Source organism: Aeromonas sp. S41-2 (assembly GCF_027705845.1).
Taxonomy (GTDB): Bacteria; Pseudomonadota; Gammaproteobacteria; order Enterobacterales; family Aeromonadaceae; genus Aeromonas; species Aeromonas hydrophila.
The window spans coordinates 297,134-323,196 of the sequence record NZ_JAPDCG010000003.1; the positions used below are offsets into that span (position 1 = coordinate 297,134).

23 protein-coding genes are annotated in these 26,063 nt (G+C 60.9%); 11 read left to right on the top strand and 12 right to left on the bottom strand.

Features of this window, described 5'->3' with window-relative positions; translation table 11 throughout:
* Window positions 1–141 precede the first annotated feature (141 nt).
* The gene (gene rmf / locus OKC44_RS09330) at window positions 142–321 is read left to right on the top strand and encodes a ribosome modulation factor (RefSeq protein ID WP_005315693.1); all 180 of its coding nucleotides are present in this window, start codon (window positions 142–144) and stop codon (window positions 319–321) included.
* A gap of 81 nt (window positions 322–402) precedes the next feature.
* Here the strand turns inward: rmf and fabA are convergent, their stop codons facing one another.
* From fabA to OKC44_RS09350, 4 genes are all read right to left on the bottom strand, one after another.
* Window positions 403–963, bottom strand: a complete 561-nt coding sequence (gene fabA / locus OKC44_RS09335; RefSeq protein WP_016350690.1) for a 3-hydroxyacyl-[acyl-carrier-protein] dehydratase FabA — start codon at window positions 961–963, stop codon at window positions 403–405.
* Window positions 964–1,044: 81 nt separating this feature from the next.
* The gene (locus OKC44_RS09340) at window positions 1,045–3,024 is read right to left on the bottom strand and encodes a Lon protease family protein (RefSeq protein ID WP_270812428.1); all 1,980 of its coding nucleotides are present in this window, start codon (window positions 3,022–3,024) and stop codon (window positions 1,045–1,047) included.
* A 212-nt stretch (window positions 3,025–3,236) separates the two neighbouring features.
* Window positions 3,237–4,514 carry a tyrosine-type recombinase/integrase gene (locus tag OKC44_RS09345; protein WP_270812429.1) on the bottom strand — a complete coding sequence of 426 codons (1,278 nt, stop codon included), beginning with the start codon at window positions 4,512–4,514 and terminating at the stop codon, window positions 3,237–3,239.
* Between the two features lie 278 nt (window positions 4,515–4,792).
* A complete protein-coding gene (locus tag OKC44_RS09350; RefSeq protein ID WP_270812432.1) occupies window positions 4,793–5,107 on the bottom strand; it encodes a YebG family protein in 315 nt (104 codons plus the stop codon).
* A gap of 173 nt (window positions 5,108–5,280) precedes the next feature.
* Here OKC44_RS09350 and OKC44_RS09355 point away from each other — a divergent pair, with 173 nt between their 5' ends.
* Window positions 5,281–6,177: an esterase/lipase family protein gene (locus OKC44_RS09355; protein ID WP_270812434.1), complete on the top strand. Its 897-nt coding sequence runs from the start codon at window positions 5,281–5,283 to the stop codon at window positions 6,175–6,177.
* 49 nt (window positions 6,178–6,226) lie between these two features.
* On the opposite strand, the gene OKC44_RS09360 is transcribed toward OKC44_RS09355, so the two are convergent.
* Window positions 6,227–8,197, bottom strand: a complete 1,971-nt coding sequence (locus OKC44_RS09360; RefSeq protein ID WP_270812436.1) for an SDR family oxidoreductase — start codon at window positions 8,195–8,197, stop codon at window positions 6,227–6,229.
* A gap of 248 nt (window positions 8,198–8,445) precedes the next feature.
* Between OKC44_RS09360 and OKC44_RS09365 the strand changes: the two genes are divergently transcribed.
* From OKC44_RS09365 to OKC44_RS09380, 4 genes are all read left to right on the top strand, one after another.
* Window positions 8,446–9,027, top strand: a complete 582-nt coding sequence (locus OKC44_RS09365; protein WP_024945221.1) for a phasin family protein — start codon at window positions 8,446–8,448, stop codon at window positions 9,025–9,027.
* An 88-nt stretch (window positions 9,028–9,115) separates the two neighbouring features.
* A complete protein-coding gene (locus tag OKC44_RS09370) occupies window positions 9,116–10,300 on the top strand; it encodes a patatin-like phospholipase family protein (protein WP_024945220.1) in 1,185 nt (394 codons plus the stop codon).
* 1 nt (window position 10,301) lies between these two features.
* Window positions 10,302–10,952, top strand: coding sequence for a TetR/AcrR family transcriptional regulator (locus OKC44_RS09375; protein ID WP_016350698.1), 651 nt, complete (start codon window positions 10,302–10,304; stop codon window positions 10,950–10,952).
* 42 nt (window positions 10,953–10,994) lie between these two features.
* Entirely contained in the window at window positions 10,995–11,795 is an 801-nt protein-coding gene (locus OKC44_RS09380) for a hypothetical protein (RefSeq protein WP_270812438.1), read from the top strand.
* Between the two features lie 98 nt (window positions 11,796–11,893).
* On the opposite strand, the gene OKC44_RS09385 is transcribed toward OKC44_RS09380, so the two are convergent.
* Both OKC44_RS09385 and OKC44_RS09390 read right to left on the bottom strand, forming a co-directional pair.
* Entirely contained in the window at window positions 11,894–13,318 is a 1,425-nt protein-coding gene (locus tag OKC44_RS09385) for a wax ester/triacylglycerol synthase family O-acyltransferase (protein WP_171280551.1), read from the bottom strand.
* Between the two features lie 281 nt (window positions 13,319–13,599).
* Complete coding sequence (locus OKC44_RS09390) at window positions 13,600–13,932, bottom strand: polyhydroxyalkanoic acid system family protein (protein WP_041213446.1); 333 nt, start codon at window positions 13,930–13,932, stop codon at window positions 13,600–13,602.
* A gap of 244 nt (window positions 13,933–14,176) precedes the next feature.
* Here OKC44_RS09390 and OKC44_RS09395 point away from each other — a divergent pair, with 244 nt between their 5' ends.
* A complete protein-coding gene (locus tag OKC44_RS09395) occupies window positions 14,177–14,920 on the top strand; it encodes an FFLEELY motif protein (protein WP_252453753.1) in 744 nt (247 codons plus the stop codon).
* A gap of 83 nt (window positions 14,921–15,003) precedes the next feature.
* Here the strand turns inward: OKC44_RS09395 and OKC44_RS09400 are convergent, their stop codons facing one another.
* From OKC44_RS09400 to prpB, 3 genes are all read right to left on the bottom strand, one after another.
* Window positions 15,004–16,449 carry a bifunctional 2-methylcitrate dehydratase/aconitate hydratase gene (locus OKC44_RS09400; RefSeq protein ID WP_270812443.1) on the bottom strand — a complete coding sequence of 482 codons (1,446 nt, stop codon included), beginning with the start codon at window positions 16,447–16,449 and terminating at the stop codon, window positions 15,004–15,006.
* 129 nt (window positions 16,450–16,578) lie between these two features.
* On the bottom strand, window positions 16,579–17,706 hold the full coding sequence (prpC, locus tag OKC44_RS09405; RefSeq protein WP_270812446.1) for a bifunctional 2-methylcitrate synthase/citrate synthase: 1,128 nt from the start codon (window positions 17,704–17,706) through the stop codon (window positions 16,579–16,581).
* Window positions 17,707–17,714: 8 nt separating this feature from the next.
* Window positions 17,715–18,602, bottom strand: a complete 888-nt coding sequence (gene prpB, locus OKC44_RS09410; protein ID WP_270812448.1) for a methylisocitrate lyase — start codon at window positions 18,600–18,602, stop codon at window positions 17,715–17,717.
* Between the two features lie 148 nt (window positions 18,603–18,750).
* Between prpB and OKC44_RS09415 the strand changes: the two genes are divergently transcribed.
* The 4 genes from OKC44_RS09415 to rsmF all read left to right on the top strand — a co-directional run bounded on the left by OKC44_RS09415 (window position 18,751) and on the right by rsmF (window position 24,157).
* Window positions 18,751–19,383: a paraquat-inducible protein A gene (locus OKC44_RS09415; protein WP_016350706.1), complete on the top strand. Its 633-nt coding sequence runs from the start codon at window positions 18,751–18,753 to the stop codon at window positions 19,381–19,383.
* Window positions 19,361–19,969 carry a paraquat-inducible protein A gene (locus OKC44_RS09420; RefSeq protein ID WP_270812451.1) on the top strand — a complete coding sequence of 203 codons (609 nt, stop codon included), beginning with the start codon at window positions 19,361–19,363 and terminating at the stop codon, window positions 19,967–19,969. Before OKC44_RS09415 ends, OKC44_RS09420 begins: the two co-directional genes overlap by 23 nt.
* A gap of 77 nt (window positions 19,970–20,046) precedes the next feature.
* A complete protein-coding gene (locus OKC44_RS09425) occupies window positions 20,047–22,599 on the top strand; it encodes an MlaD family protein (RefSeq protein WP_270812453.1) in 2,553 nt (850 codons plus the stop codon).
* A 130-nt stretch (window positions 22,600–22,729) separates the two neighbouring features.
* A complete protein-coding gene (gene rsmF / locus OKC44_RS09430; protein ID WP_270812742.1) occupies window positions 22,730–24,157 on the top strand; it encodes a 16S rRNA (cytosine(1407)-C(5))-methyltransferase RsmF in 1,428 nt (475 codons plus the stop codon).
* Window positions 24,158–24,378: 221 nt separating this feature from the next.
* Here the strand turns inward: rsmF and OKC44_RS09435 are convergent, their stop codons facing one another.
* Together OKC44_RS09435 and OKC44_RS09440 are read right to left on the bottom strand one after the other, a co-directional pair.
* Window positions 24,379–24,648, bottom strand: a complete 270-nt coding sequence (locus OKC44_RS09435) for a RepB family protein (RefSeq protein WP_081086192.1) — start codon at window positions 24,646–24,648, stop codon at window positions 24,379–24,381.
* A gap of 179 nt (window positions 24,649–24,827) precedes the next feature.
* Window positions 24,828–25,769: a site-specific integrase gene (locus OKC44_RS09440; RefSeq protein WP_236664183.1), complete on the bottom strand. Its 942-nt coding sequence runs from the start codon at window positions 25,767–25,769 to the stop codon at window positions 24,828–24,830.
* Between the last annotated feature and the right edge of the window lie 294 nt (window positions 25,770–26,063).

Sequence of the window (26,063 nt, forward strand, 5' to 3'; positions counted from 1 at the left end):
TTAATGCGGTTCAGTGTCTTGTGTCACAATGACCGGATAGCATGAAATTTTTTGTTTGACCCTGCCGACCCCCTGGGGTAAAGATGAAAGCGACCGATGAAAAATTGGTCGCTTTTTTTGTTCCACGGAAGAGGGTCGTAGATGATGAAGAGACAAAAACGGGACCGTCTGGAAAGAGCTCGTGCTCGTGGTTATCAGGCTGGCGTGGTCGGCAAACAGAAAGAAGCGTGTCCGTATCAATGCCTGGATGCCCGTGGGCATTGGCTTGGTGGTTGGCGTGATGCCATGGAAGGGCGGGGCTCAGGCCTCTTCATGAAGTAGCCGGTACTTCATCACTCATTGCAAAAGGAAAGGGGCCATGATGGCCCCTTTACGTTGTTCAGTTCGACCTGAAGGTCAGACTTAGAATGCGGTGGTGTCCTTGAACAGACCCACTTTCAGATCGGTAGCGCTGTAGATCGGGCGACCATCCACTTCCACCACGCCATCGGCGATCCCCATCACCAGCTTGCGGTTGATGACGCGCTTGAAGGTGATCTTGTAGGTCACTTTCTTGGCGGTCGGCAGGATCTGGCCGGTGAATTTCACCTCGCCAACCCCCAGTGCACGACCCTTGCCGGGGCCGCCTTTCCAGCCCAGGAAGAAACCGACCAGTTGCCACATGGCATCCAGACCGAGACAGCCAGGCATGACCGGATCGCCCGGGAAGTGGCAATCGAAGAACCAGAGATCCGGCGTGATATCGAGCTCTGCCAGGATTTCGCCCTTGCCATGCTCACCACCGTTGTCATTGATCTTGACGATGCGATCCATCATCAACATGTTGGGGGCGGGCAGCTGACTGTTACCCTCACCAAACAATTCGCCACGGCTGCAGGCGAGCAGCTCTTCACGGGTAAACGAGTCTTTGCCTTGTTCACACAGGGAAAGGCGGGCATCAATGGTGGTATTGTCTACGGTCACGCTGTTTATCCTTCAAATGGGTCAAAGCCGGGCCAATTTAGCGTACAGTTGTTCGCTAAACAACTCCGATCACTTCTTTTCTCACCGTCCGAACACTCGACCAAGCAGGCGGCGCAGCATGCCACCCTTGATGACGTCGGTGCCGTTGAGCTCATCCAGTCGCTGCTGGATCCGGCCGAACAGGGTATCCGGCATATCCGGCTCACCAGCAACACAACCGGTCAGCAACTCGATGGCCTCTTCCACATGATCCACCGGATGGATATGGAACTGGCCGGCTTCGACGGCTGCAATCACCTCATCGGACAGGTTGAGCTGCTGGGCATTGGTGCCAGGCAACAGGATCCCCTGTTTGCCGGTGAGACCGTGGATCTTGCATACCCGGAAGAAGCCTTCGATCTTCTCGTTGACGCCGCCGACGGCTTGCACATTGCCGAACTGATCGACCGCGCCGGTCACCGCAAAGTGCTGGTAGATGGGCTGGCGGGCGAGGGCAGAGAGCAGGGCACACAGGCCGGTCAACGAGGCGCTGTCACCATCGATTTCATGGTAGGACTGCTCGAACACCAGGTTGGCCGACAGTGGGGAAGGGTTCTCGGCACCAAACTTGTTGGAGAGATAGCCGTGGATGATCATCATCGCCTTGGCGTGGATATGGCCGGCAAGCTCCGCTTTGCGCTCGATGTCCGCCACATCGCCATCCCCCAGATGCACGGTGGCGGTGAGACGCACCGGCTCGCCAAAATCATAGGGATGCCCTGAGACCTGGATGACGGAGAGGCCGTTGATCTGGCCCACTTCCTCACCGTCGGTCTGCAGCAGGATCTGGCCGTCGATGACGCCCTGGTCGGACTGCTCGACCAGATAGTTGAGGCGGTAATCCTGCTCTTCCAGTGCACCGCGAATGTGCTCGTCGGTGACGACGTCCGCTTCCAGCTCGCGTGCCAGGCTGTCGGCCATCCGCATGATGGCAGAAAGTTGCACCTCGGAGAGTGACAGCCACTCCTGGTGGTCGCACAGCCGGCTGGCGTGGCGGCAAAGGGCGGCGAGGGCGGCCGGGGTGAAGTCCAGCAGCTCCCAGCGCTCGCGCAGCCAGGCCAGATACTGAAGATAATCGGGCAGATCCTCTTCGATGTTCACCTCGGAGACCAGATCTGCGCGCAGGAAGATGCGCTCGGACATGTCGCGGTCCAGCATTTGGAACTCGGCCACATCCAACCGATCGCCGACCAGGATCAGCTTGAGCTTGATGGGGGTGGCTTCCGGGGTGAAGAAGGGGGTCAGGGTCTTACCTTCCTGATAGGCGTTCCAGTCCAGCTCGCCTTTTTGCATCGCGTTCTTGAGCTTGAACCAGAGGTGGGGCTGGTCCAGCAGCTCATCCAGTTGCAAAATCAGATAGCCGCCGTTGGCCTGACGCAGCAGGCCCGGCTCCAGCAGGTGCTGGTTGGCGTAAACCGAACCTTGCTCGGTCTGATAGTTGATGGAGCCAAACAGGGTATCCCAGTTCAAATCCCGCCCATAGATGATCGGCGCTTCCTGCTCTTCATGGTGGATCAGCAGGTTGATGAGTACCGGATGTTGAAATTCGAGCCCCTGTGCCACGTGCGCCGCCAGATCGGAGAGGAAGTCATCGAGCTTGGGATCGTTGTTCTGCTTGCGCATAATGCGGGTGACCAGGCGCTCGGCATCCAGATGATGGCTCATCAGCTTGAGCAATTCGCCGACCATTTCACAGAACTCGAAGCCGGTACCGGGTTGCAGGCGCAGCCAGATGGGCTTGAACGGATTGTTCAGATTTTCGGTGTAGCAGAGATCGAACAGGTCGCCATCATTGCCGTTGGAGGCGGCGATCAGCGTTTGGCAAACGCCTTCATAATCCACCCCGGGAAAACCGTTGAGCAGCATGACCGGGCAGTCGCCATCAAAGCTGGCGAGACGCTTGATGCCGGAAATGGCTCTGGGTTGCAAGGCGGCAAAAGGAATGGGTTCGAGTTCGCTGAGGGCAGGAAACTGTTCAATCGAAAAAACAGGTTTTAATTGTTCTGATGTTAATTCAGCCACTTAAGACATCCGGTCGGAGATAGGATCAATTGTTGCCATTATACACAGTTCAATAGGTGGTGACAGGAAACAAGATATTTAATTTAACATAATATTCATTATGCGCGGTATTGGGTTATGGAAGAATCCGGAATGAGGTCGGTTAAAAAACGCTGGTCATCTACAGCCATGCTCCTGAACTTCTCTTTTCGTTATCTCTCATTTTGAAAGGCCTAGTCGTGCAGCCGATCCAGCGGTTTGTGATTGGCACTTTCATGGCGCTCGCTGTTGCCGGTGTGCAGGTACTTGGAGGTGGTGTCGATGCTGTCGTGGCCGGCATCGGCTTGCACATGTGATAACGGCCGCCCGTTGAGATTGATGTCGTGGGTGATACCGGTATGACGAATGGAGTGTGGTGTCAGGTTGCGCATCTCGGCGCCGTCCTGTACAAACCCATCTTTTCCTGCCAACTCGGCGGCGGTTTGGATGACGCTCATCACCAGGTCACGCAGCTGGCGGATCCCGAGGTTGGCGTTGAGCTCGCCTTGTTCCCGGCCATGTGCCGCAGCCTTGTGGCGCACAAACAGCGGAGTCTGCTCATCGGGTACCGGCAATGGTGAAAGACCGAGAAACGTCCGATAGCGTTTGAGGGCCTCGAGCAAGGCATGAGACACCGCCACGGTGCGGCGCTTGCCACCCTTGCTGCGGGGAATGAAATAGCCCCAGACACCGGTTTTTCCATCGCGGCGAAACTGCCCCATGACGGGGGTAAACCCTGGCCTTGCCGCGACTTCCGAGATCCGCAGGTAACAGGCGTACATCAGGCTTATCAGGAAGCGGCTGCGCTCGTGCTGCTCGGGTGATTCGGCCGCCAGCAGGTCGGCTGCCTGCATCACATAGGACCACTGCAGCTCGCTGAAGGCCTGGCCATGGTCGTCCGGCTCCTGCTGCATTGAGCGCTTCACCCGTTGCAGTAACAGCGCCGGGTTGCGGTCCATGTACTCTTCCTGGATCAAGAACTGGAAGAAGGCAGACAGAATGGCGAGCTTGGTCTTCATGGCCTGTTCGCTGAGGCGGTACGGCAGCTCGCGGCCCAGCTCCCGTTTGCCAAGGAAGGGTCGCCATTGGGGATTGGGCAGTCGTTCTCCCCACTCCTTGTCGAGCACGAACTGGGCAACGTTGCGATAGGCAATCAGGGCCGCCGGCGGCGCCTGACAGTAATCGAGATAACGCATCATGATGCGCCGGGTCAGATCCTTGGGGCTGATGCGCATTTCGCCGAAGCACCAGTGCAAAAACGTGGTCAGCTCGCTGCGATAGGTTTTGTAGTTGTTCTCGCTGTTGCGCTGCTCCAGCAGCCAGTCGACGGCGAGTTCGTAGACCAGCCCGGCATCGGGAACATCGTTGAGGCTGAGATTGGCAAGATATTGATTGACCTGGGGATTGCCCGCCTCCAGGTAGGCCAGACCATCGAACAGCGGCATGGCGGGTGGAAGTAACATAGTGGTCATGATGATGCTTGTGGATGAGAGACTCGGCTCGGGGTCTGCGTGATGGTGATGCCGATAAATGGGGTTATCGGCATCACGTGGGACTGGAACGTCGATGCTGTGTAGCGAACAGCATCGCTATCAACAGCTGATGCTGCATAGTGTATTTATTCAATGGATATGCACCTTGGTTGGAAAGTTATCGGGGTAAATATCCATGTAAATGCTTTAAAATTCTCATCAATGCATAAATTGAGGCTGTTTTCATCCTGTGACGGGCAGCCTCCCCCATATCGTCCTCACGCTACCCGCTTGAGGGATTTGTCTTTTGGCTTGCCTGCGTCACTCTGTTCTTCCTGTGGCTCCGACTTGCTGCTCCCCTGCCCCTTGGCCCCGCGCAGCACGTTTTGCAGCAGATCGCGTTGCTCGGCCAGGTAGAAGGCCAGGCTCTCTTGCTGTTCAGGTTCAAGGCAAACGGGCGCGCCCGCCAGCAAATGCATCAACTCATCGGCAGTGTCCAGCAGCTTGTCATAGGCATCGGCCTCTTTCTTGCTGGCAAAGGTCATCTTCTCCACTCCCCCACGTACCACAACATATTTGATCTCAACGGCCATCGCGGCGTCCTCCTTCTGATAGTGGTTACAAGTATATGTATGGATATACAGTATTGCAAATAACCCCATGCAGAAGTGCTTTATTGCCGCGCCGACGGGTGATTGCGCGCTTGTCATCACATTGATGAAAGGGTCATTTGACTTCCATGCCAAACTGGTCGGATGATTGGGTCATGACGATCACAAAGCAACTACTGATCCTGCTGCTGGTTGAGGTGACGCTCCTTGGGGGTATCGCCCATCTGGTCATCGGGTTCTCGCTGCCGCTCTCCATCCTGTTCGTGGTGGTGGCCCTGTTGGGGCTGCGCACCCTGGTGGTGGTGCTGACCTGGGGCTTTTCCCGCTTCTACCCGGTGCCTGCCATCGGCTGGCGAGAATGGTTGCCCATGGTGGGGCGAGAGATTGTGGCCTACCTGCTGACCTTCACCTGGTTGCTGCCGTTCGAGCGTTGGCTGATGGCGCCAGACAGGCTGACACCCTCCCCCCTGCCCCTGTTGCTGATCCACGGTTATGGCTGCAGTCGCGGCATCTGGCGGGTGCAACGGGCCAGACTGGAGGCTGCCGGCTACACGGTAGCAACCGTCACCCTGACCCCTCCCTTCGGCCATCTCGACGACATGGTGCCGCTCTTGGCCAATCGCATCGATGAGGTGTTGGCCGCCACCGGTGCGTTGCAGCTGGTGCTGATAGGCCACAGCATGGGTGGCCTGGTGTGCCGCGACTATCTGGTGGTGGCGGGTGGTGACAAGGTGGCCCGGCTCATCACCCTGGCCACCCCCCATCAGGGCAGCCAGCTGGCGACCCTGGGGCTGGGCGACAATGCCCGCGAGATGGAGCCAGGCTCAGGCTGGTTGCAGCGCTTCGCCGCCGTGCCGCTCTGCGTGCCCGGGGTCTCGGTGCGCACCAGCCACGACAACTTCGTGCTGCCTCAGTCCCGCCAACGGCTGGATGGCATGGAGGACGTGGAGCTCGCCGCCCTCGGCCACCTCTCCCTGCTCTACTCCCGCCGTACCACGGCCTTGTTGTTGACCCTGCTCTCCCGCCTGCAGCCGCAAATGAAAAGGGCCTGATTGCTCAGGCCCTTTCCGTTTTTGCTACCTCAGTTCGTTGTCGCTCCCCTTAGAAGTGGATCCCCTTGATCAGGGTGGAGACCGCCATCTGATCCGCCGAGGCCTTGGACTCGTTGCCCTCCTTGGGGTCGGAGAAGGTACGGAAGCTGGTGTTCATGATCACCTGGGCCACTCGCGGCGCCAGGGCATGGATCACCTGGCCGAACACCCCGAGCCGGGTAGCCAGTCGCACGTGCTTGTTGATGATGGTGTCGCACACCAGATCGGCGGCCTCTTCCGGCGTCATCATTGGCACCTGCTCATACACCTTGGTGGGCGCCACCATGGGGGTCTTCACCAGCGGCATGTTGATGATGGAGAAGTTGACCCCCTTGTCGGCAAACTCGGAGGCGGCGGTGCGCACCCAGGCATCGAGCGCCGATTTAGAGGCGACGTAGGCGGAGAAGCGCGGCGCATTGGTCAGCACCCCGATGGAGGAGATGTTGATGATGTGGCCCTTCTTCTTCTCGATCATGGTGGGCAGCAGCCCCATGATCACCTTGAGGGTGCCGAAGTAGTTGAGCTGCATGGTGCGCTCGAGATCATGGAAACGATCGAAGGAGTCCTCGATGGCGCGGCGGATGGAGCGACCGGCATTGTTGATGAGGATGTCCACCCCGCCATGCTCGGCCACGATCTGCCGGGTGATCGCCTCCCCTTGGGCGAGATCGGCCAGATCCCCCTGATAGACCTGCAGGGTCAATCCCAGCTCGGCAAACTCTGCCTGGGTCTCGGCAATCTTGTGCTCGTCCCGGGCGATGGTCAGAACCTTGGCACCCGCCTCGGCCAGTTTTCTCGCCGTGGCCTTGCCGATGCCGGAGGTGGCGCCGGTGATCAGCACCACCTTGCCCTCGACCCGGCCGCGCAGGGTACGATCGATGAACAGCTCGGGGTCGAGGTGACGCTCCCAGTAATCCCACAGTCGCCAGGCATAGCTGTGCAGCGGCGGCACTTCGATGCCGGTCCCCTTCAGTACCCGCTGGGTTTCGCGGTTGTCGAAGCGGGTGGGATAGTTGATGAGCCGGAAGATGTCCTTGGGCAGCCCCAGGTCGGCAATCGCCGCATCGCGAATGCGCCGCACCGGCGTCAGCGCCATCAGCATGGTCATCAGATGGCGGGGAATGAAGCTGAACAGGGCCGCATTGATGCGAATGGCGGGCTCAGGGGCATGGGCGGCGCGGGAGAAGGTGCTCAGCATGTCGCCGACCCGCATGGGGTGGGAATCGGTCAGGTGGAACGCCTTGTTGTCCTCCCCTTCCAGATGGGCGATGTGATCGATGGCATCCACCACGAAGTTGACCGGCACCAGGTTGATGCGTCCCCCTTCGACCCCGATGGCGGGCATCCAGGGCGGCAGCATGCGGCGCAGCTTCTGGATGGTCTTGAAGAAGTAATAGGGGCCGTCCACCTTGTCCATCTCGCCGGTGTTGGCATCACCGACCACGATGCCCGGTCGATAGATGCGCCAGGGCAGCGTGCTCTCCTTGCGCACTATCCCTTCGGCTTCGTGCTTGGTCTGGAAATAGGGCATGTCGAGGTGTTCGGCCTCATCGAACATGTCTTCGCGAAACAGTCCGTCGAACAGACCGGCCACCGCGATGGAGCTGCAGTGATGGAAACAGCGGGCCTGGAGCCGCTCGGCCAGTTGCAGGGCCTGACGGGTGCCTTCGGCATTGACCTGCTGCTGAATGCCCGCCTTGGCGTTGAGATCGTAAATGGCGGCGAGATGCAGGAAGTGATCGACCTTGCCGATGAGGGGCTCCAGCTCGGCACTGCCCACGCCGAGCAGCGGGTGGGTCATGTCGCCGGCCACGGGGATGGCGCGATCCGCCTCAACCCCCCAGTAGGCCAGCAGATCGGGTACCCGATCGAGATGGGCGGCACGCATCAAGAAATGCACCCGGCTATTCGGGCGCTGCAGCACTTTTTTAATCAGCCGGCGACCGATAAAGCCGCTGCCCCCCGTGATGAAATAGTCCATGGTATTTATATCCCTTACTGATTGGGCTGTTAGTTGCTGTTAGATATATCAAGCTTTAACGCAAAATATTCATTCGAATATCATTCTTCGTGACCCAGACCAAAATTACCAGGGTTGCTTGTTCCGTTATTAGGTAGAACCCTCTATTTTTTCTCCATAGACTGAGGATGAAAGCCAAGTAATGCCACAACGAATATATCAAGGTTGTTGTCATTACCATCATCTATATCACGAGCAAGGAGATTGTCATGGCCAAAAAATTGAAAGCACTGGCAAGTTCGGTGACCGACAACCAACTCACCTCCACCATCAAGGAGTCCACCCAGCAGATCTGGTTGGCGGGTCTGGGTGCCTATGCCAAAGCCCAGGAAGAAGGCGGTAAAATCTTCGAAGCCCTGGTGCAGGAAGGGGAAGCCCTGCAAACCCGTACCCGCCAGAGCGCAGACGAGAAGATCGCTGCCATGACCGACAAGACGGCCGGTACCTGGGGACGTCTGGAGCAGGTGTTTGAGGATCGCGTGGCCCGCGCCGTCGCCAGCCTTGGCATTCCGACCCGCAAGGACATCGACAAGCTCTCCAAGCGCATGGCCGAGCTGACCGAGGTGGTACAGCAGCTGATCGATGCCCAGGACCTGGATGACGTTGCCCCGGCTGACGAGGCCAAGCCTGCCGCCGCCGCTGCCAAGAAGCCGGTTGCAGCCAAAAAGCCGCCGGTCAAGAAAGCCGCCGCCCCCATCGCCAAGGTGAAGGAAGAGGTGAAAGCACTGGCAACGGAAGTGGAGAGCGTGGCCAAAGAGGTCAAGGAGAAGAGTGAAACCACGCTCTTCTGATCCGCTGACCGGCTTGTTCTGATTGCGTAATGATCCACCGGCCCATGCCCTCTGCTGGGCCGGTTTTGCATGAGAAGGGAGGCAAATCATGAGCACGATTGCGGTTGCCCTCGCCGGAGGGGGACCTCTGGGGGGGATCTACGAGATCGGAGCCTGCGCCGCCCTGGCCGACAGCATCAAGGGGCTGCGTTTCGAGCAGGCCGATATCTATGTGGGGGTGAGTTCGGGAGCGGTGATCGCCTCGGCGCTGGCCAACGGCATCTCGCCGGACAAGCTGGTGCGGATCCTGTTAAGCGATGACACCGGCGAGTTCTTCGACCCCTCCACCCTGCTGCGTCCCGCCTTCGGGGAGTATTTTGACCGGCTCACCTCGCTGCCGCCGCTGGTGCTGACGTGTCTGGCCGACTATCTTTCCTCCCCCTGGAACAAGAGCCTGCTCGGCTCGTTGCAGGGGTTGTCCCGAGCGATCCCGACCGGCATGTTCGACAGCCGCGGGGTGGATCGGATCCTCACCCAGTTTTTCTCCCGCCCCGGTCGCAGCAACGATTTTCGTGAGCTTGCCAGCCGGCTGTTCGTCATCGCTACCGAGCTCGATACCGGCCGTGCGGTGGCCTTCGGCAGCCCGGGGCTGGACCAGGTGCCCATCTCCGCCGCGGTACAGGCCTCGGCCGCCCTGCCCGGCCTGTTCCCGCCCTCGCTCATCGATGGCCGCTACTACGTGGACGGGGCGCTGATCAAGACGCTGCACGCCTCGGTGGCGCTGCAGGAGGGGGCCGACCTGGTGTTTTGCATCAATCCGCTGGTGCCCTTTGATGCGGGACTGGCCAGCGAACACCCCGCCAAGCTGGTGGACCGCGGTCTGCCGGTGGTGCTGGCCCAGACGTTTCGCGCCATTATCCATTCGCGCATGCACGTGGGGATGGATCGCTACAAGCACCAGTATCCGGAGGCGGATGCCCTGCTGTTCGAACCCTCTTCGGCGGACGGCGAGATGTTCTTTACCAATGTGTTCAGTTACCGGGATCGGCGCCATCTGTGCGAGCACGCCTTCCAGCATACCCGCCAGGATTTGTGGCAGCGACGGGCCGAGCTTGGTCCCATCCTCGCCAGACATGGGCTGGAACTGGATCTGGGCGCGCTGGCCGATGAACAACGTTCCCTGCTGACCCCGGGCACCGGCTCGGTGGCGGCGCTGGATGCCTCTTTGACCCAGCTGCAGCACTGGCTGACTCGCCGCTATGGCGGCAAGGGTCGCCGGCAATCGAAGGAGTAGCATGGACTGCAAACCCAAGCGGCGTACGCGGGATCGCATCCTGGCCACCGCCCTCGCCCAGTTCAACCTGCTGGGCGAGCCGACAGTCACCACCTCCGCCATCGCGGCCGAGCTGGAGATGAGTCAGGGCAACCTCTATTACCACTTTCACAACAAGGAGGAGATCGTCAACGCCCTGTTCGGCGAGTTCGAACAGGAGATGGCCCACCTGCTCGACACCATTACTCCGCCGTTGAACGAAGCGGAGGACATCTGGTTCTTCTTGCACCTGATGTTCGAACTCATCTGGAAGTACCGTTTTTTCTACTACGACATCAGCACCCTGATGAGCGGCAACCACAAGGTGGAGCTGCGCTTCTCGGCTCTGCTGCGGCGCAAGGAGCAGACCGCCGCTGCCATCTGTCACAGCCTCTGGCGCAGCGGCCTGCTGCAAGGCGATGAGACGCAGGTGACGGCGCTGGCCGCCAACATCGCGCTGGTCGGGACCTTCTGGATCTCCTACCAGCGGGCGCTGCACCCGCGGGCCGATGCCGACATCGCGCTCGGGGTGTTTCAGGTGATGCAGCTGGTGGCCCCCCGGCTACGAGCCGATGCCCGCGCCGATCTGGATGCCATCGCCACCCATTATCAGCCCGCCACCACGGCGAGCTGACAGCATCGTGTATTTGATTGTGTTTTTAACAGGGAGAATCATATGACCACTTCACAGCCCAAATTGTCCGATTTCACCCCCTTCCCCTGGCCGGACGCGGCCTATGACTATGCCGGGGAGCGCCTTGCGCAGCATTGGGAACGGCTGCACCAGGGGGATGCCGAGCCCTGGCCCGAAGATGAACAGGTGCAGGAAGCCTGGCGCGCCTATCACGCCGGTGATTTCGCCCGCGCCGTCAGCCTAGGGCTGGGCGCCGGCGAGGATGGCCTCAACGTGGCGAACAAGGCGCTGGTGATCCACGCCAGCTACCTGCTGGATGATAAGTATGCCAAGCGCGAAGCATTCGAGCTGGCCGCCAGCAACGCCGAGAAGCTGCAAAAACGCCAGCCAGACAACGTCAACGCCTGGTACTTCCACGCCCTGGCGCTGGGTCGCTACAGCCAGGTGATCTCGGTCTCCAAGGCGCTCTCCATCGGTATCGGTGACAAGATCAAGAGCAGCCTGGAGCAGGCGCTGATCCTTGAACCTGATCACGCGGAAGCCCATATCGCCTTCGGTGCCTGGCATGCGGAAATCATCGACAAGCTGGGGGCCATGATCGGCGGCATCACCTACGGCGCCAAGAAGGATGAGTCCGAGCGTCACTTCAAGGCGGCGCTGGCTATCATCCCCCACTCCGCCATCGCCCGCATGGAGTACGCCAATGCCATGGTGATGATGCACGGCAAGAGCAAGATGGCGGCCGCCGAGGCGCTCTACGGCGAGGCCGCCGCGTGCGAGCCGCTGGATGCCATGGAGCGGCTCGACGTGGAAGCCGCCCGCGAGGAGCTGGCGGACGAGTAAGGTGCCATTGCCGCAATGAAAGAGGCCAACCCTTGGGTTGGCCTCTTCTCTTTAGACTTCTTTTCTTGCCGGCTCCTCGTCTTGCAAGAGTGGCGCGGTCAGCCGTGCAGCAGCAGATCCAGCATGTCGGGATCGTAGATCAGGTCCGGTTCCATCAACACCAGCAGCAGCAACTGCTCAAACTCCACGGCGAAGCGCTCGACGATGAGATCCGGGTCCGGCACCCGCTTCTTGTCGGTGATGAGGCCGAGCTGCACCTTGTTGTCATAGGAGAGAATGGAGACGCCGACCGCGATGTCGCCGGCCTGGGGCACCCAGAACAGCGGTTGACGCAGGCGGGCGCCGGCCAGATAGAGGGTCTGCTGCGGGCCCGGCACGTTGGTGATGACCGCGCTGGCCTTGGCAGAGAGGATGTCGATGGCCTGCTGCTGCACCGCCTTGGGGGCCATGCCCATCACTTCCAGCAGGTTGAGCACCACCGCCGGTTGCAGGGAGGACTTGAGCGCCTGCATCCGATCCCGCACCGCATAGAGCCGCTGCAGCGGGTGCTCGATGTTGAGGGGCAGATCCAGTGCCACCAGCCCGAAGCGATTGCCAAGTGCCCCCTTGTCGTCCGGGGCGCGCATGTTGACCGGCACCAGCGCCCGGATGTCGATGTCGGTCTGGTCGCCCTGTTCCAGCAGGTAGTGACGAAACGCGCCGGCGGTGGCGGCGATCAGCAGATCGTTGACCGAGCAGCCGAGTACCCGTCCTACCGCCTTCACGTCCGGCAGCGGGATCTGTTCTGACCAGGCTACCCGCTTGGTGCTGCCGGTCTCCCCCTTGAGCCGGGTATTGGCATCGTCGGAGAGGGTGGCGATGGTGTAAAGCTCGGCGGTCACGTCCCGGCTGGTCTTGAGGTAGTCCATCGCCTTGGTGGGATGGGTCAGTACCTCGACGTACTTGGACCAGAGGGTGCCGGTCAGCTTGAGGCCGGCCCGCAACAGGCGACTGCCCTGCTGATCGTGCTCCTCGTCGCCGTCGTCATTGGCCACCGGCTCGGGTTGTGGCCTGGGGGGCGCCACCGGACTCTCGTCCATCATGGTCAGCATGGCCCGCACCAGGGAGAAGCCGTCCCCCATGGCGTGGTGAAAACGCACCACCAGCGCCTGGCCGCCCAGAGAGGTATCCACCAGGTGCATCTCCCACAGCGGGCGCTGGTGGTTGAGCGGGGTGGAGGCAAAGTCGGCCACCAGCCGCTCCAGTTCGACCTTGCCGGCCTTGCCTGGCAGAATCACCCGCTTGAGGTGCAGGTCGAGGTCGAAGTCGGGATCGGTGCGCCAGTAGTATTCGCCCCCTTCCAGGCAGGCCTTCTGCCCGAAGCGCGGCTGTACCCGAACTGTGTGCAGCAGGCTCTCCCGCAAGATGGCTTCATCCAGCTGACCGTCGAACATCAGCACGCCGACGATCTGCATCAAGTTGTTGGGCCGGTCCATCCGCAGCCAGGCGGTATCGACACAGGAGATGAGTTCACACACAGACATGTATTATCCCTATCGTTTCGCGTTATTTGTCTCCTGCCGTTTCATGAATTAGCTTGATCAGGAGTGAATGAACAAATAGCACTTATATGTTGGTGAAACTGCACGGCGATTAATTCAAGATGATGTTTCATGACAAAAAGGGAGGCAGTTTTCATGCCTCTTAAAATAAAAAAACAAAGTTTGCTCGGCCCTTTTAATAATAAATGTCAGGCCGGGTAACGATAGTGGAATCGGTTATTTCATGATTGTTTCTTGCGCTGGATCAGTATTTATTGGCCTCATCAGCGCCGGGTTGGGCAAGGCAGGCGCTGATCGACGTATTCGAGGATCTCCTGCTCCAGCACGCTGCGCACCGGCAACAGCATCAGGCCGAGGCGCACCTCCAGCGACAGGGTATCGTCGGTGAGGAACAAAGAGCCGTTGACCCCGGCGCCACGAAACAGCAAGCGGGTCTCCTCCTCGTCTTCCCACTCGCAGTCGAGTTCGTACTCCTCGCTCATGTCCTGGGCAATGGCTTCGGCGGCCAGTCTGGCGCCGGCGAGGCCGAGCGGGTGTTGGCGGCTGACCTGGATGGTCGACAGGCTGCTGCCGGCAAGGGGATCGTATAGAAACATGCTAACTCTCTGAGCGATGACAACATTTATTGATATTAAACATATGAATCAAACAAGTGAAAGCCATTTGCAACATTTTTGGGACTCACTTAACAAAGCCTGTTGAGTAAAAGCTCCATCGATTCCGCCTGGGCTGCCGCCGCGTTACACTGGGTCGGCAACACGTGACGAGCCTCGGCAAGGCGCCGCCTGTCGTCATGTCTATCCGTGACAGGCCATTGGAAACAGGTCAAGAGAGCAGCAGATGACCCAACAGCAACAACCATTCGATGACCCGCAACCGGATGAAGAGAGTACCCTGGCGCGACTCTATCGCCAGCTCAACCGGGTGGCCGCGCTGCGCGAGCAGATGCGCACCCATCCGCAGGATCAGCAAGACAGGGACGCATTGCGCCAATGGCAGGCCGATCGGCTGGGGCGCACCCACCGCGACCTGTTGGAGAGCAAGCGCTACGGGCCGGCCGCGCAGTTCTTCCTGACCGACCTCTACGGGCCGGGGGACTGTGCCCGCCGGGATGCGGACGTGATGCGGGTGATGCCGACCGCCGAGCGGCTGTTGCCGGAATCCGGTCTCAAGGTGCTGGCGCAGGCCATTGAACTCGATGCCCTCTCCGAGGAGCTCGACTACCTGATGGTGGTGGCGCTGCGTCGCAGCGGCAGCATGGCGCGGCTGAACGCCAAGGCCTATGCCCTCGCCTATCAGGAGGTCGGGGAAGAAGCGCGTCGCCGTCACCAGTTGCAACTGGTCAACGAACTGGGGATGACCCTGGATCGGCTGGCCAGAAAGCCGCTGCTCGGGGCGACCTTGAAGCTGATATCGGGGCCGGCCCATCTGGCGGGACTGGGCGAGCTCTTTACCTTTGTCGAACGGGGTTACCGGGTATGTCACCACATGGGGCGAGCCAACGAGTTTCTCGAGACCATCGCCAGCCGCGAGACGGCCATCATGCAGGCGCTGCTGGCGGGCGACGACACAGTGCTGGATTGATCTTGGGAGCCATACGGGCAGACATGACAAAGCGGGCCGAGTGGCCCGCTTTTCGTTTATCGCTGTTTGCCTGTAGATAGCGGTCAGATCACCAGCAGGTCCATGAAGGCGTGCACCGGGGTGGCGGCCAGTTGCTTGCCATCCTGGCAGAGGGCCAGGATCGCCTCGGCCCGTTTGGCCGGGAAGCGGGTGGCCAGGTTGTGGCGGAACTTCTCTACCAGCAGCGGGATCCCCTCTTCGCGGCGGCGGCGATGACCGACCGGGTACTCCGCCTCCACCTTGGCGGTGTGGGACCCGTCCTTGAAGAAGATCTGGATGGCGTTGGCAATCGAGCGCTTGTCCGCCTCCAGATATTCGCGGCTGTAGCGCTTGTCCTCCTGCACCACCATCTTGGCTCGCAGCCCATCAATGCGGGGATCGGCAGCCACGGCGTCCTCGTAATCCTCGGCGATGAGACGCCCGAAGATGAGCGGCACCGCCACCATGTACTGCAGGCAGTGATCCCTATCAGCCGGGTTGTTGAGGACGCCGACCTTGCTGATAATGCGAATGGCCGACTCATGGGTGGTGAGCTCGATGCGGTCAATCTCGTCGAGGCGTCCCTTCACCTGCTCGTGCAGCTTCATGGCGCACTCCACCGCCGTCTGGGCGTGGAACTCGGCGGGATAGGAGATCTTGAACAGCACGTTCTCCATCACATAGCTGGCGTACCCCTGGTGCAGGGCGAACTGGTTGCCCTTGAACAGCACGTCGTAGAAGCCCCACTTGGGGGCGCTCAGCACGCCGGGATAGCCCATCTCGCCGCTCATGGTGATAAGGGCGAGGCGCACCGCCCGGGAGGTGGCATCCCCCGCCGCCCAGCTCTTGCGCGACCCCGCATTGGGCGCATGACGGTAGGTACGCAGGCTCTGGCCATCGACCCAGGCCTGGGAGACCGCATCGATCACCTGATCGCGGCTGCCGCCCAGCATGTGGGTCACCACGGCGGTACTGGCAACCTTCACCAGCACCACGTGATCGAGACCGACTCGGTTGAAGGAGTTTTCGAGCGCCAGCACCCCCTGAATCTCGTGGGCCTTCACCATGGCCGTCAGTACATCGCTCATGGTGAGCGGCGCCTTGCCTTCGGCCACGCGGGTACGGGAGAGCCAGTCGGCGGTGGCGAGGATGCCACCCAGGTTGTCGGAGGGGTGACCCCACTCGGCGGCCAGCCAGGTGTCGTTGTAATCGAGCCAGCGGATGATGGCGCCGATATCCCAGGCCGCCTTGACCGGGTCGAGGCAGAGCTGGGTGCCGGGTACCCGGGCGCCGAAGGGCACGACGGTGCCCGGCACGATGGGACCAAGGTGCTTGGTGCACTCGGGAAAACGCAGGGCCAAGAGGCCGCAGCCCAGGGTATCCATCAGGCAGTAACGGGCGGTATCGAGGGCGGCCTGGCTGGTAATGGGGTGATGGCAGACGTAATCGGCAATATCGACCAGCACCTGATCGGGGTCTGGTCTGTGGTTGACGTCGACGTTGGCGGACATCGTGACTTCCTTATCGTTGTTGTGAATGAAACAGGGTGATGAAACGGCGCCCTGCCCGCCCGCCTGCGCGTATCGACCCCGCTGCTGCCGGGGTCGGGTGAGGCAAGGGAGTGACAGGGCCGCCCATGTTTATCGCTGCTGCAGCGAGACGAAATGACGGGGCGCCGGGCCGACATAATCGGCGCTCGGACGGATGATCCGGTTGTGTTCGCGCTGCTCCATCACGTGGGCGCACCAGCCGGTGACCCGCGAGCAGACGAAGATGGGGGTGAACAGCTTGGTCGGGATCCCCATGTAGTGATAGGCGCTGGCGTGGAAGAAGTCGGCGTTGGGGAAGAGTTCTTTCTCCTCCCACATCACCTTTTCCGCCTCGCAGGAGACGCGGTAGAGCCGGTCATCGCCCACTGCCTCGGCCAGCTTGGCCGACCAGTTCTTGATGATGACGTTGCGGGGATCCGAGGTGCGATAGACGGCGTGGCCAAAGCCCATGATCTTCTCCTTGGCCGCCAGCTTGGCCAGCAGCTCGCGCCGTGCCTGGGCCTCATCCTGCCAGGGTTCGATCATCGCCATGGCGGCCTCGTTGGCGCCGCCGTGCAGCGGGCCGCGCAGGGTGCCGATGGCCGCGGTGACACAGGAGAACATGTCAGAGAGCGTCGAGGCGCAGACCCGCGCCGCGAAGGTGGAGGCGTTGAACTCATGCTCGGCGTAGAGAATGAGGGAGACGTGCATCACCCGACGCTCCAGCTCGCTCGGCGCCTTCTGGTGCAGCAGCGCCAGGAAGTGACCGCCGATGCACTCTTCGTCGGTGTCGAGGGGGATGCGTACTCCGTCGTGGCTGAATTTGTACCAGTAGAGGAGAATGCCCGGGAAGGCGGCCAGCAGCCGATCCGCCACCTCGTGCTCGTGCTCGAAGCCATCTTCCGGCTCCAGATCGCCGAGCATGGAGCAGCCGGTGCGCAGCACATCCATGGGGTGGGCATCGGCGGGAATGCGCTCGAGCACCTCCAGCAGGGCGGCAGGCAGGGTGCGCAGGCGGAGCAGCGTCCGCTTGTAATCCTCGAGCTGCTGCTCGTCCGGCAGCTCGCCCTTGAGCAGCAGGTAGGCGACCTCTTCGAACTGGGCGCCATCGGCCAGCTCCTGGATGTCATAGCCGCGATAGGTAAGCCCGGTGCCGCTCTTGCCCACGGTGCAGATGCTGGTCTCCCCGGCGCTCTGGCCACGCAGGCCGGCGCCACCCAACGGTTTTTGCTGTCCCATTTTTCCTCCTAGTCCCTGGATGTAAACAGACGGTCCAGCGTCTGCTCGTAGTGGTGATAACCGAGGAAGTCGTAGAGCGACTCCCGGGTCTGCATGGTGTCGACGACGGCCCGCTGATGGCCATCCTGGCGAAGGTGCTGATAGACGTTGAGGGCCGCCTGATTGGCCGCCCGGCTGGCACTCAAGGGATAGAGCACCATGTCGACGCCGTGGGCGGCGAGCGCCTCCTTGTCGAACAGCTCGGTTTTGCCGAATTCGGTCATGTTGGCGAGAATGGGCACCCCGGCCGCCTGCTTGAACAGGTCATACTGACCGAGCTCGGTCACCGCCTCGGCGAAGATCATGTCGGCCCCGGCGGCCACGTAGGCGGCGGCGCGCTCCAGCGCCGGGCCAATCCCCTCCACTGCCAGCGCGTCGGTGCGAGCCATGATGACGAACTCACCATTCTCGCGGGCATCCACCGCCGCCTTGATGCGATCGCACATCTCCTCCTGCGAGACCACCGCCTTGTTGGGCCGGTGCCCACAGCGCTTCTGGGCCACCTGATCTTCCATGTGCACGGCGGCCACTCCGGCCCGCTCGAAGGCGAGCACGGTGCGGGCGATGTTGAACGCCCCTCCCCAGCCGGTGTCGATGTCGACCAGCAGTGGCACACGGGTGGCAGCGGTGATGCGCTCGGCGTCTATCAGTACGTCGTTGAGGGAGGTCATGCCGAGATCCGGCAGGCCATAGGAGGCGTTGGCAACGCCGGCGCCTGACAGATAAATGGCCTGAAAGCCGCTGCGCTCTGCCATCAGCGCCATGTAGGCATTGATGGTGCCGACGATCTGCAGGGGGCGTTCGTTGGCGAGGGCGGTGCGAAAACGCAGGCCTGCCGAGGGGGTAAGGCTGGACATCATGACTCCTTTCACTTGTCTGGTGAGACTATCTAATATCACGTTTACGTTAACGTCAATCATACTTTCGTGGCATGCCCCCGCCAGGCAAGACAGGACGCGGGTTTTAGGGTAAATTTCACCAATTCCTTCAACAGGTTGAATCGTAATGTCGGATCTCAATCCCGTGATCGTTTGCCCGGCTTGCGACTTGCTGATCGAACGCAAGTTATTGCCGCTGAGGCGCCACGCCCACTGCCCCCGCTGTCACCAGCATCTGTACGGGCGCTATGCATTTCGCCCCTCCCAATTGATGGCGTTGACCATCACCGGCTTCCTGTTGCTCCCGTCCGCCTTCTTCGAACCGCTGATCTACCTGCGCCTGGCCGGCGTCAACTCGGACGCCAATCTGCTCAAGGGCATCATGGTGCTGCTGCTCGAGCACGAGATCTGGGTGGCGGGGCTGGTGTTCTGGTGCGCCGTGCTGGCGCCGGTGGGCTTGCTGCTCGGGATCTTTGCGCTGGCCTCGGGCCTCGCCAAACGCTGGCACATACTGGCGCCGACCCTGAAGGCGGTGGAGGTATTTCGTCACTGGGCCATGCTGGAGGTCTACATCGTCAGCCTGCTGGTCGCCCTGTTCAAGCTGATCGACATCGCCGACGTGCGCCTCGGCGGCGGTCTGTTGAGCCTGGGGATCCTGATGCTGCTCAACCTGACCCTGCTGATCCTGTTTGACCCGGCCCCCTACTGGGAGCGAGTACCGCTGGAGGAGCCGGACCATGTTCCAGACCAGCGCCCGTGAACTGGGGCTCTGCCGCTGCCACACCTGCGGCCTGCTGGTGCGCTATCAGGCGGGCAGCGTCTGCCCTCGCTGCCACAGTCGGTTGCAGGTGCGCATTCCCCACTCCCTGGCTTGGTCCTGGGGGTTGCTGGCGCTGGCCAGCTTCATGCTGTTGCCCGCCAACCTGCTGCCCATCACCCATTTCTACAACAAGGGATTGTTGCAGTCCGACACCATCTTCAGCGGTATCATGATGCTCTATCGCAGCAAGATGTCGGGCATCGCCACCATCGTCCTCACCGCCAGCATCATAGTGCCGGTGGGCAAGATCCTGGGGCTGGGCTGGATCTGCTGGCAGCTGCAGCGAAGCAAGCCGGTGCGCCGCAAACGCCAGCTCATCATGTATCGCATCATCGATTTCATCGGCCGCTGGTCCATGCTGGACTTGTTCGTCATCTCGCTGATGGTGGCCCTGGTGGATCGCGGCGTGCTGCTCAACGTGCGGGCTGGCCCCGGCGCCACCGCCTTTGCCGGCGTGGTGGTGCTGACCATGATGTCGGCCCGCATGCTGGATACGCGCCTGCTGTGGGACAAGGCGGCCCGTTAGGGTCGGCCATCACATATGCCTGAAATTGTTTGTCTTTATCTGAACTGCTGTTTATCTCAGCCAATTAAGGAGTCGGTATGATCGGGGCTGAACCCGTCATTGAGAAGCGTCGCTGGTTGTCACCCGTCTGGTTGCTGCCCTTTATCGCCCTGTTGCTGGCGGGGGGCTTCATCTACCAGCAGTTTGCCAGCAGTGGCCAGCTGATCCGCATCAACTTCGCCCAAGGCAACGGTATCCTGCCGGGCAAGACCCAGGTGCGCTATCAGGGGGTCGCCATCGGGGTGGTGCAGGAGCTGGAGCTGGCCGAGGATGGCCGCAAGATAGCCGTGCTGGCCAAGATTGACAGCCGGGCCCGCCCGCTCATCCGCAAAGGCTCGGACTTCTGGCTGGTGAGCCCCAAGGCATCGCTCACCGAGATCTCCGGTCTCGATACCCTGGTCTCCGGCAACTACATCAACCTGCAGCCCGGGCGGGACAACAACCCGCTGCAGGAGGAGTTCGACGCGCTGGACGGCCCTCCCCCCGGTTATCAGGCCCAGGGGCGGATGCTGCACCTGACTGCCGATTCGCTCGGTTCGGTCGGCATCGGCGCCAAACTCTATTTTCGCGGCATCGAGGTGGGCAGCGTCATCAACACCCGCCTTGGCGAAGAGAACCAGAACGTGATCCTGGATCTGGTGATCGAGCCGCGTTTTGAGCACCTCATCAAGGCCGACACCCGCTTCTGGAACATCAGCGGCATCAAGGGCTCCTTCAGCCTGGCCGGGGTCAATGTGGAGGCCGGCAGTCTTACCTCCATTCTGAGCGGCGGCATCGCTTTCGACTCTCCCAAGGACTCTCCGGAGCCGGAGAAAGGCCAGGTCTTTACCCTCTACAAAGGCTTGGCCGAGGCGGCCCGCGGTGAGCGGATCGACATTTTGGCGGAGGATCTGCCCATCAAGGAGGGGATGCCCATCCTGTTCGAAGGCATCGAGATCGGCCGCATCGACCCCATTCGCCTGACCGACAAGGGCCGGGGGGTGACCGCGCTGATCAACCCGGAGCAGGCGTTTCGGATCACCGGCAACAGCCGTCTGGTGTGGGAGAGCGTCTCCCTCGGCGCCGGCGGCATCAAGCATGCGGATCGCCTGCTGGCGGGCCCGGCCATTCGTCTCGATTATGTGGCGGGCGAGCGGGTGAAGGCCATGACCCTGAGCAGCAAAGAACAACCGGGTGGCATCAAGCTGGTGCTGCAGGCCGACGATCTGGCCGGCCTCAACGAGGGGGCGCCGCTCTGGTACAAGGGGTTGCAGGTGGGTCAGATCAGCCAGCTCACCCTGGATGGCGGCGGCAACGCCAGCGTAGCCCTGGTCGTGCAGAGCCAGTATCAGCATCTGCTCAACCGGGCCCGTTTCTATCGGGCTGCGCCGCTGCAGATCGATGCCGATCTGAGCGGCATCAAGGTGGAAACCAGTCCGGCCAGCGCCTGGATTGGTGGTGGCATCAAGCTGGTGCAGGCCCCTGTCGGCGAGCGGGTCAACCGGCTCTATCCCAGCCAGGAGCTGGCCCTGCTCGGCACCCGGGATGCCAAGCCCCGGCGCTGGGTGTTGAAGGCGGAACAGGCTGACGGCATCGGCATCGGCTCCCCCGTGCTCTATTTGGGGCTCGAGGCCGGCAAGGTCAACGCGCTGCGCGCCGCCAAGGAGGGGGTGGAGATCGAACTCGAGATCGCCGGTGTCTATGCCCCCCTGCTGGAGCAGCAGCCGCAATTCTGGAAAAAGCCGGCGCTGGATACCCGGGTGCGGGTGGATGGCGTGCAGGTCAAGGTGGGGAACCTCGCCACCCTGCTGCGCGGCGCCATCGAATTCGATCGGCTCGGCACGGGTCGCAGCAGTCACCAGCTGTTTGACAGCAAGGAGCAGGCCAAGGCCAAGGTACGGACCCTCTCCCTGGTGGCTGACAGCAACCCGGGACTCGGGGTCGGCAGCCCGATCCGCTACCGCGGGGTCGACATCGGCAAGATTGAACAGATTGAGCTGGAGCCGACCTTGGGACAGGTGATCTTCAAGGCCGAGCTGGATGGCCAGTATGCCGCGCGCTTCCTGCAGTCTGGTGCCCGCTTCACTCTGGTTCAGGCCAAGCTGGGGCTGGGCGGCGTGGCTCATCTCGATACCCTGATCAAGGGCGCCTTTGTGGAGGCGCAGCCCGGTCAAGGCGCGGGCAAGGAGCGCTTCCCCCTCAGCCAAAGCGGCCCGACCGGCCTGGCGCTCACCCTCAAGAGCGCGTCGGTCAACGGCTTGAGCGTCGGGAGCCCATTGCTGTTTCGCAAGATGGTGGTGGGCAGCGTGACCAAGGTGGCGCTGGCCCGCGATGGCAGCGAGGTGCTGATCGACGTCAACGTGGAGCAGGAGTACGCCCATCTGGTGCGGGCCAACTCCCGCTTCTGGAATGTCTCCGGGGTCAAGGCAGATATCGGCCTGACCGGTGGCACCATCGAGGTGGAGACGGTGCAGAGCCTGCTCGCCGGCGGTATCGCCTTCAACACCCCGGAGAAAGAGATGGGGCCGACCATCAAGGCCGGCCACAGTTACCCGCTGCATGCCAAGGCGGAAAAAGAGTGGCAGGAGTGGAGCCCTCGCATCCAGCCCTGATCTCTCCCCTCACCCACGCTCACTCAAGCCCGGCACTGTGCCGGGCTTGTTTTTACCCGCCGCGCTTTCAGAATATTCCTACCCTTGTGATAAGATGTCGCCCCTCTTTTTCGGTCAACGAGACTGCACCGTGCACGACAACACCTATCTTCCCGATCACTTCTTGCGCCATATTGCGGCCATCATGCCGGCGCACCTCTCCATGGATGAGTTCGTGGCCAGTTGTCGACGACCGCTGCGACGCAGCATCCGGGTCAACACCCTGAAGATATCGGTGGCGGCATTTGTAGCGCGGATGCAACCGCTCGGTTGGCAGCTCGATCCCGTGCCCTGGTGCGACACCGGCTTCTGGCTCAGCCGCGAAGACGAGAGCGTGCCCCTTGGCAACACCGCCGAGCATTTGAGCGGCCTCTTCTACATTCAGGAGGCGAGCTCCATGCTGCCGGTCACCGCCCTGTTTGCCAGTGAGCAGACCCGGCGCGACGGCATGTTGCTGGACGCGGCGGCGGCCCCCGGCTCCAAGACCACCCAGATCGCGGCCCTGATGAACAACCAGGGCATGCTGGTTGCCAACGAGTACTCCAGCAGCCGGCTCAAGGTGCTCAGTGCCAATCTGCAGCGCTGCGGCGTGACCAACGTAGGGATGACCCATTTTGATGCCAAGGTCTTCGGCCAGTGGTTGCCGGAGACCTTCGATGCCATCCTGCTCGACGCCCCTTGCTCTGGCGAGGGCTCGGTGCGCAAGGATGAAGACGCCTTGCGCAACTGGAGCATCGAGAGCATCGACGAGATTGCCGCGGTGCAGCAGGGGTTGCTGGAGAGTGCCTTTCATGCCCTCAAACCGGGCGGCGTGCTGGTCTACTCCACCTGTACCTTGAGCCTGCAGGAGAACCAGGCTGTTTGTCAGTCACTGCTGGACAAGTTTGGCGATGCGTTCAGCTTTGACTCGCTGGCCGATCTCTTCCCCGCTGCAGAGCAGGCCTGCACACCGGAAGGATACCTGCACGTTTGGCCCCAGATCTTCGACAGTGAAGGCTTTTTCGTTGCCAGATTGCGCAAGCACCACTCCGTACCCAACACCATGTTCAAACCGGGCAAGCTCGGCAAATTCCCCTTCTCGCCGCTGCCGGCCAAAGAGTCCGAGCCCATGCTGCGCGAGATTGAAGCCGCCTTCGGGGTCGTGCCGCAGGGAAATCTGTTTGGCCGCAGCGAGGAGATCTGGCTCTTCCCCCGGCTGTTCGAACAGGTACAGGGCAAGCTGCGCTTCGATCGCATCGGGCTGAAACTGGCGGAGACCTTCAAGAAGGGTTATCGACTGACCCATGAGTGGGCGCTGGCCTATGGTGACGGTGCGAGCAAGGGATTCGTGGAGCTCGGCATTGCTGATGCGCGGGAGTTCATGATGGGGCGGGATGTGTGGCCGGAGCAAGCCGCCGGCACTGGCGAGGTGATCGTCCGTTATCAGGGTCATACCCTGGGCATGGGGAAATGGGTGGGCAGCCGGGTCAAGAATGCCCTGCCCCGCGAGCTGGTGCGCGACAACAATCTGTTCGTGTAACGAGTGTCGTCGGAGCAGGGAAAACCCACACTCCGGTTGAACTTTTACGTGGATCTTGAAAAGCCTTGAGCCTTGTCTAAGCTTAAGGCTATCCGAACACCAGTTAGCGCACGGCTCTGCAAGGAGCCAATTCCCCTATGCCAGGTACAAGGAATTCGTACCTGGCTTTTTTTATGCTCGCCGTTCGCATGTCGCAATGAAGCATCATGCCGCCGGTACGTTTACTCGAGCATGTCTGCCGGCTCTGGCACTTCGACATGCGGCGCGGTTTGTTTCTGTTGCAGCTCATGTTGATAAAGCAGATCGATGGCCTGCTCGATGAGAGAAGCCTGGCTGTCTTCGAGTTGCAACCCCAGCATGGCCAACCGTTCGGCGTGGCGATTGCTGATCCAGCATTGCAATCGGCTGTGAGTTTCCTGCTTGCGTTTCACGTGCTGGCGCTGCCGCTCGGCGTTGTCTTGCGCACTGCTCACTTTCATTTCCTGGCTCATATCACCTTGCAACTTTGATTTTTATCGCCTGTTATCTCTCATCGATTCTTCACCATTCGCTGACGAACGTGAGGAGCCTGACTCTCCCCCTCTTGATGGGGTGAGTTCAGTGCGCTGCAAATATATCATTGGATCAAGAAGATATCATTTAACATAAAAATATGAGTGACGCGGTTATATTACAGCAAGCCATCCAGGGCGTGATCCGAGAACTTGTGGGCATCGTCGAAATACTCCTGCAAGGTACGGATGTCCTTGTGGCGGGTGACTTCGATGATTTTGTTCATCGGTTTGCCGGCAGTGACCGCCGAGGTGATGAAGCCGCGCCGCAGACTGTGGCCGCTGACCTGGAGATCGTCGATGGCCTGACCGGTACGCCGCTTGATCATCAGGTTGATACCCTGTGGACCGAGCGGTTCCTGCATGAGCTGACCCCAGCGATTCATGCGGCGAAACAGGGCGCCCTCGCTGATCCTGCTCTGTTTGAGCCAGCGCGCCAGTGCCGATACCGGACAATATTGTTTGCCGGGTACCAGGGCGATCTCCGTTTCATGCAGCTGATGCTTGCTGGGCTTGAGCCGAAGACGGATCCCCTGCCCCACAAAATCGAGATCATCCACCTCAATTCTTGCGGCCTCCGAGCGTCGCAAGGCGCCGCTGAACATCAGCAGCAACAGGGTGTAATCCCGTAGTCCCGCCAGATTGCCGGTGTCGATTTCGTCGAGCACACAGGCCAGCGGTTTCAGGGTCAGCGCCCCCGTTTTGCGTTTGCGGTTGTCACCGAGCCGCACTATACCCCGCATCATCTCCTTTATCTCCGCGTGCTCGGTCGGCATGGGGTGGATCCCCTTCTGCTTGAAAGCATAACGAATGCCGGCGAGACGTCTTACCAGGGTGGCCGGCTTGCGGGGCTCACCGTTGCGCAGCTCCCCCTTCCCCTCTTCTTTGTCCAGCCAGACCCAGTCAGCCAGGATGCCGTCGGCCTGATCTGCCAGGAAGTTCATGATGTCATGATGGGTAGTCTGCAGTGGATCGAGCCCATGCAGCTGACACCAGAACACGAAGATGCGGGTATCGGCCTGATAGGCATTGAGGGTGGAATCGGCTTTGGCGCTGCGCAAGAAGCGTCTGGCCCGGCTGTTCAACTGAGGATCGAAGACACTCTGCAAAGCCTGTTGAGTTTGGGCCTGGATGTGTGGGTAGTTCACTTAACTCTATGATTTAATGCGGAGTTTCGTTGGATCTTACAGGATCTTGCAGATCTATCAAGTATCGATAATGAATATTATCGATACTTATGTAGGGTCCTTTTAACCCATTTTACCCTCCTCATTTATTCCTCAAGCTCCTTTCATCCCTGCTCCGTTTTATCAGGGTTAGGGATTTGATCTCATCAGCATCCACCACATCAAGTG

Excerpts from the sequence above, each read along its gene's own strand:
- rmf (WP_005315693.1), top strand. The coding sequence starts at position 142 with ATGATGAAGAGACAAAAACGGGACCGTCTGGAAAGAGCTCGTGCTCGT.
- OKC44_RS09345 (WP_270812429.1), bottom strand. The coding sequence starts at position 4,514 with ATGACCACTATGTTACTTCCACCCGCCATGCCGCTGTTCGATGGTCTG.
- OKC44_RS09350 (WP_270812432.1), bottom strand. The coding sequence starts at position 5,107 with ATGGCCGTTGAGATCAAATATGTTGTGGTACGTGGGGGAGTGGAGAAG.
- OKC44_RS09355 (WP_270812434.1), top strand. The coding sequence starts at position 5,281 with ATGACGATCACAAAGCAACTACTGATCCTGCTGCTGGTTGAGGTGACG.
- OKC44_RS09360 (WP_270812436.1), bottom strand. The coding sequence starts at position 8,197 with ATGGACTATTTCATCACGGGGGGCAGCGGCTTTATCGGTCGCCGGCTG.
- OKC44_RS09365 (WP_024945221.1), top strand. The coding sequence starts at position 8,446 with ATGGCCAAAAAATTGAAAGCACTGGCAAGTTCGGTGACCGACAACCAA.
- OKC44_RS09370 (WP_024945220.1), top strand. The coding sequence starts at position 9,116 with ATGAGCACGATTGCGGTTGCCCTCGCCGGAGGGGGACCTCTGGGGGGG.
- OKC44_RS09375 (WP_016350698.1), top strand. The coding sequence starts at position 10,302 with ATGGACTGCAAACCCAAGCGGCGTACGCGGGATCGCATCCTGGCCACC.
- OKC44_RS09380 (WP_270812438.1), top strand. The coding sequence starts at position 10,995 with ATGACCACTTCACAGCCCAAATTGTCCGATTTCACCCCCTTCCCCTGG.
- OKC44_RS09385 (WP_171280551.1), bottom strand. The coding sequence starts at position 13,318 with ATGTCTGTGTGTGAACTCATCTCCTGTGTCGATACCGCCTGGCTGCGG.
- OKC44_RS09390 (WP_041213446.1), bottom strand. The coding sequence starts at position 13,932 with ATGTTTCTATACGATCCCCTTGCCGGCAGCAGCCTGTCGACCATCCAG.
- OKC44_RS09395 (WP_252453753.1), top strand. The coding sequence starts at position 14,177 with ATGACCCAACAGCAACAACCATTCGATGACCCGCAACCGGATGAAGAG.
- OKC44_RS09400 (WP_270812443.1), bottom strand. The coding sequence starts at position 16,449 with ATGTCCGCCAACGTCGACGTCAACCACAGACCAGACCCCGATCAGGTG.
- prpC (WP_270812446.1), bottom strand. The coding sequence starts at position 17,706 with ATGGGACAGCAAAAACCGTTGGGTGGCGCCGGCCTGCGTGGCCAGAGC.
- prpB (WP_270812448.1), bottom strand. The coding sequence starts at position 18,602 with ATGTCCAGCCTTACCCCCTCGGCAGGCCTGCGTTTTCGCACCGCCCTC.
- OKC44_RS09415 (WP_016350706.1), top strand. The coding sequence starts at position 18,751 with ATGTCGGATCTCAATCCCGTGATCGTTTGCCCGGCTTGCGACTTGCTG.
- OKC44_RS09420 (WP_270812451.1), top strand. The coding sequence starts at position 19,361 with ATGTTCCAGACCAGCGCCCGTGAACTGGGGCTCTGCCGCTGCCACACC.
- OKC44_RS09425 (WP_270812453.1), top strand. The coding sequence starts at position 20,047 with ATGATCGGGGCTGAACCCGTCATTGAGAAGCGTCGCTGGTTGTCACCC.
- OKC44_RS09435 (WP_081086192.1), bottom strand. The coding sequence starts at position 24,648 with ATGAGCCAGGAAATGAAAGTGAGCAGTGCGCAAGACAACGCCGAGCGG.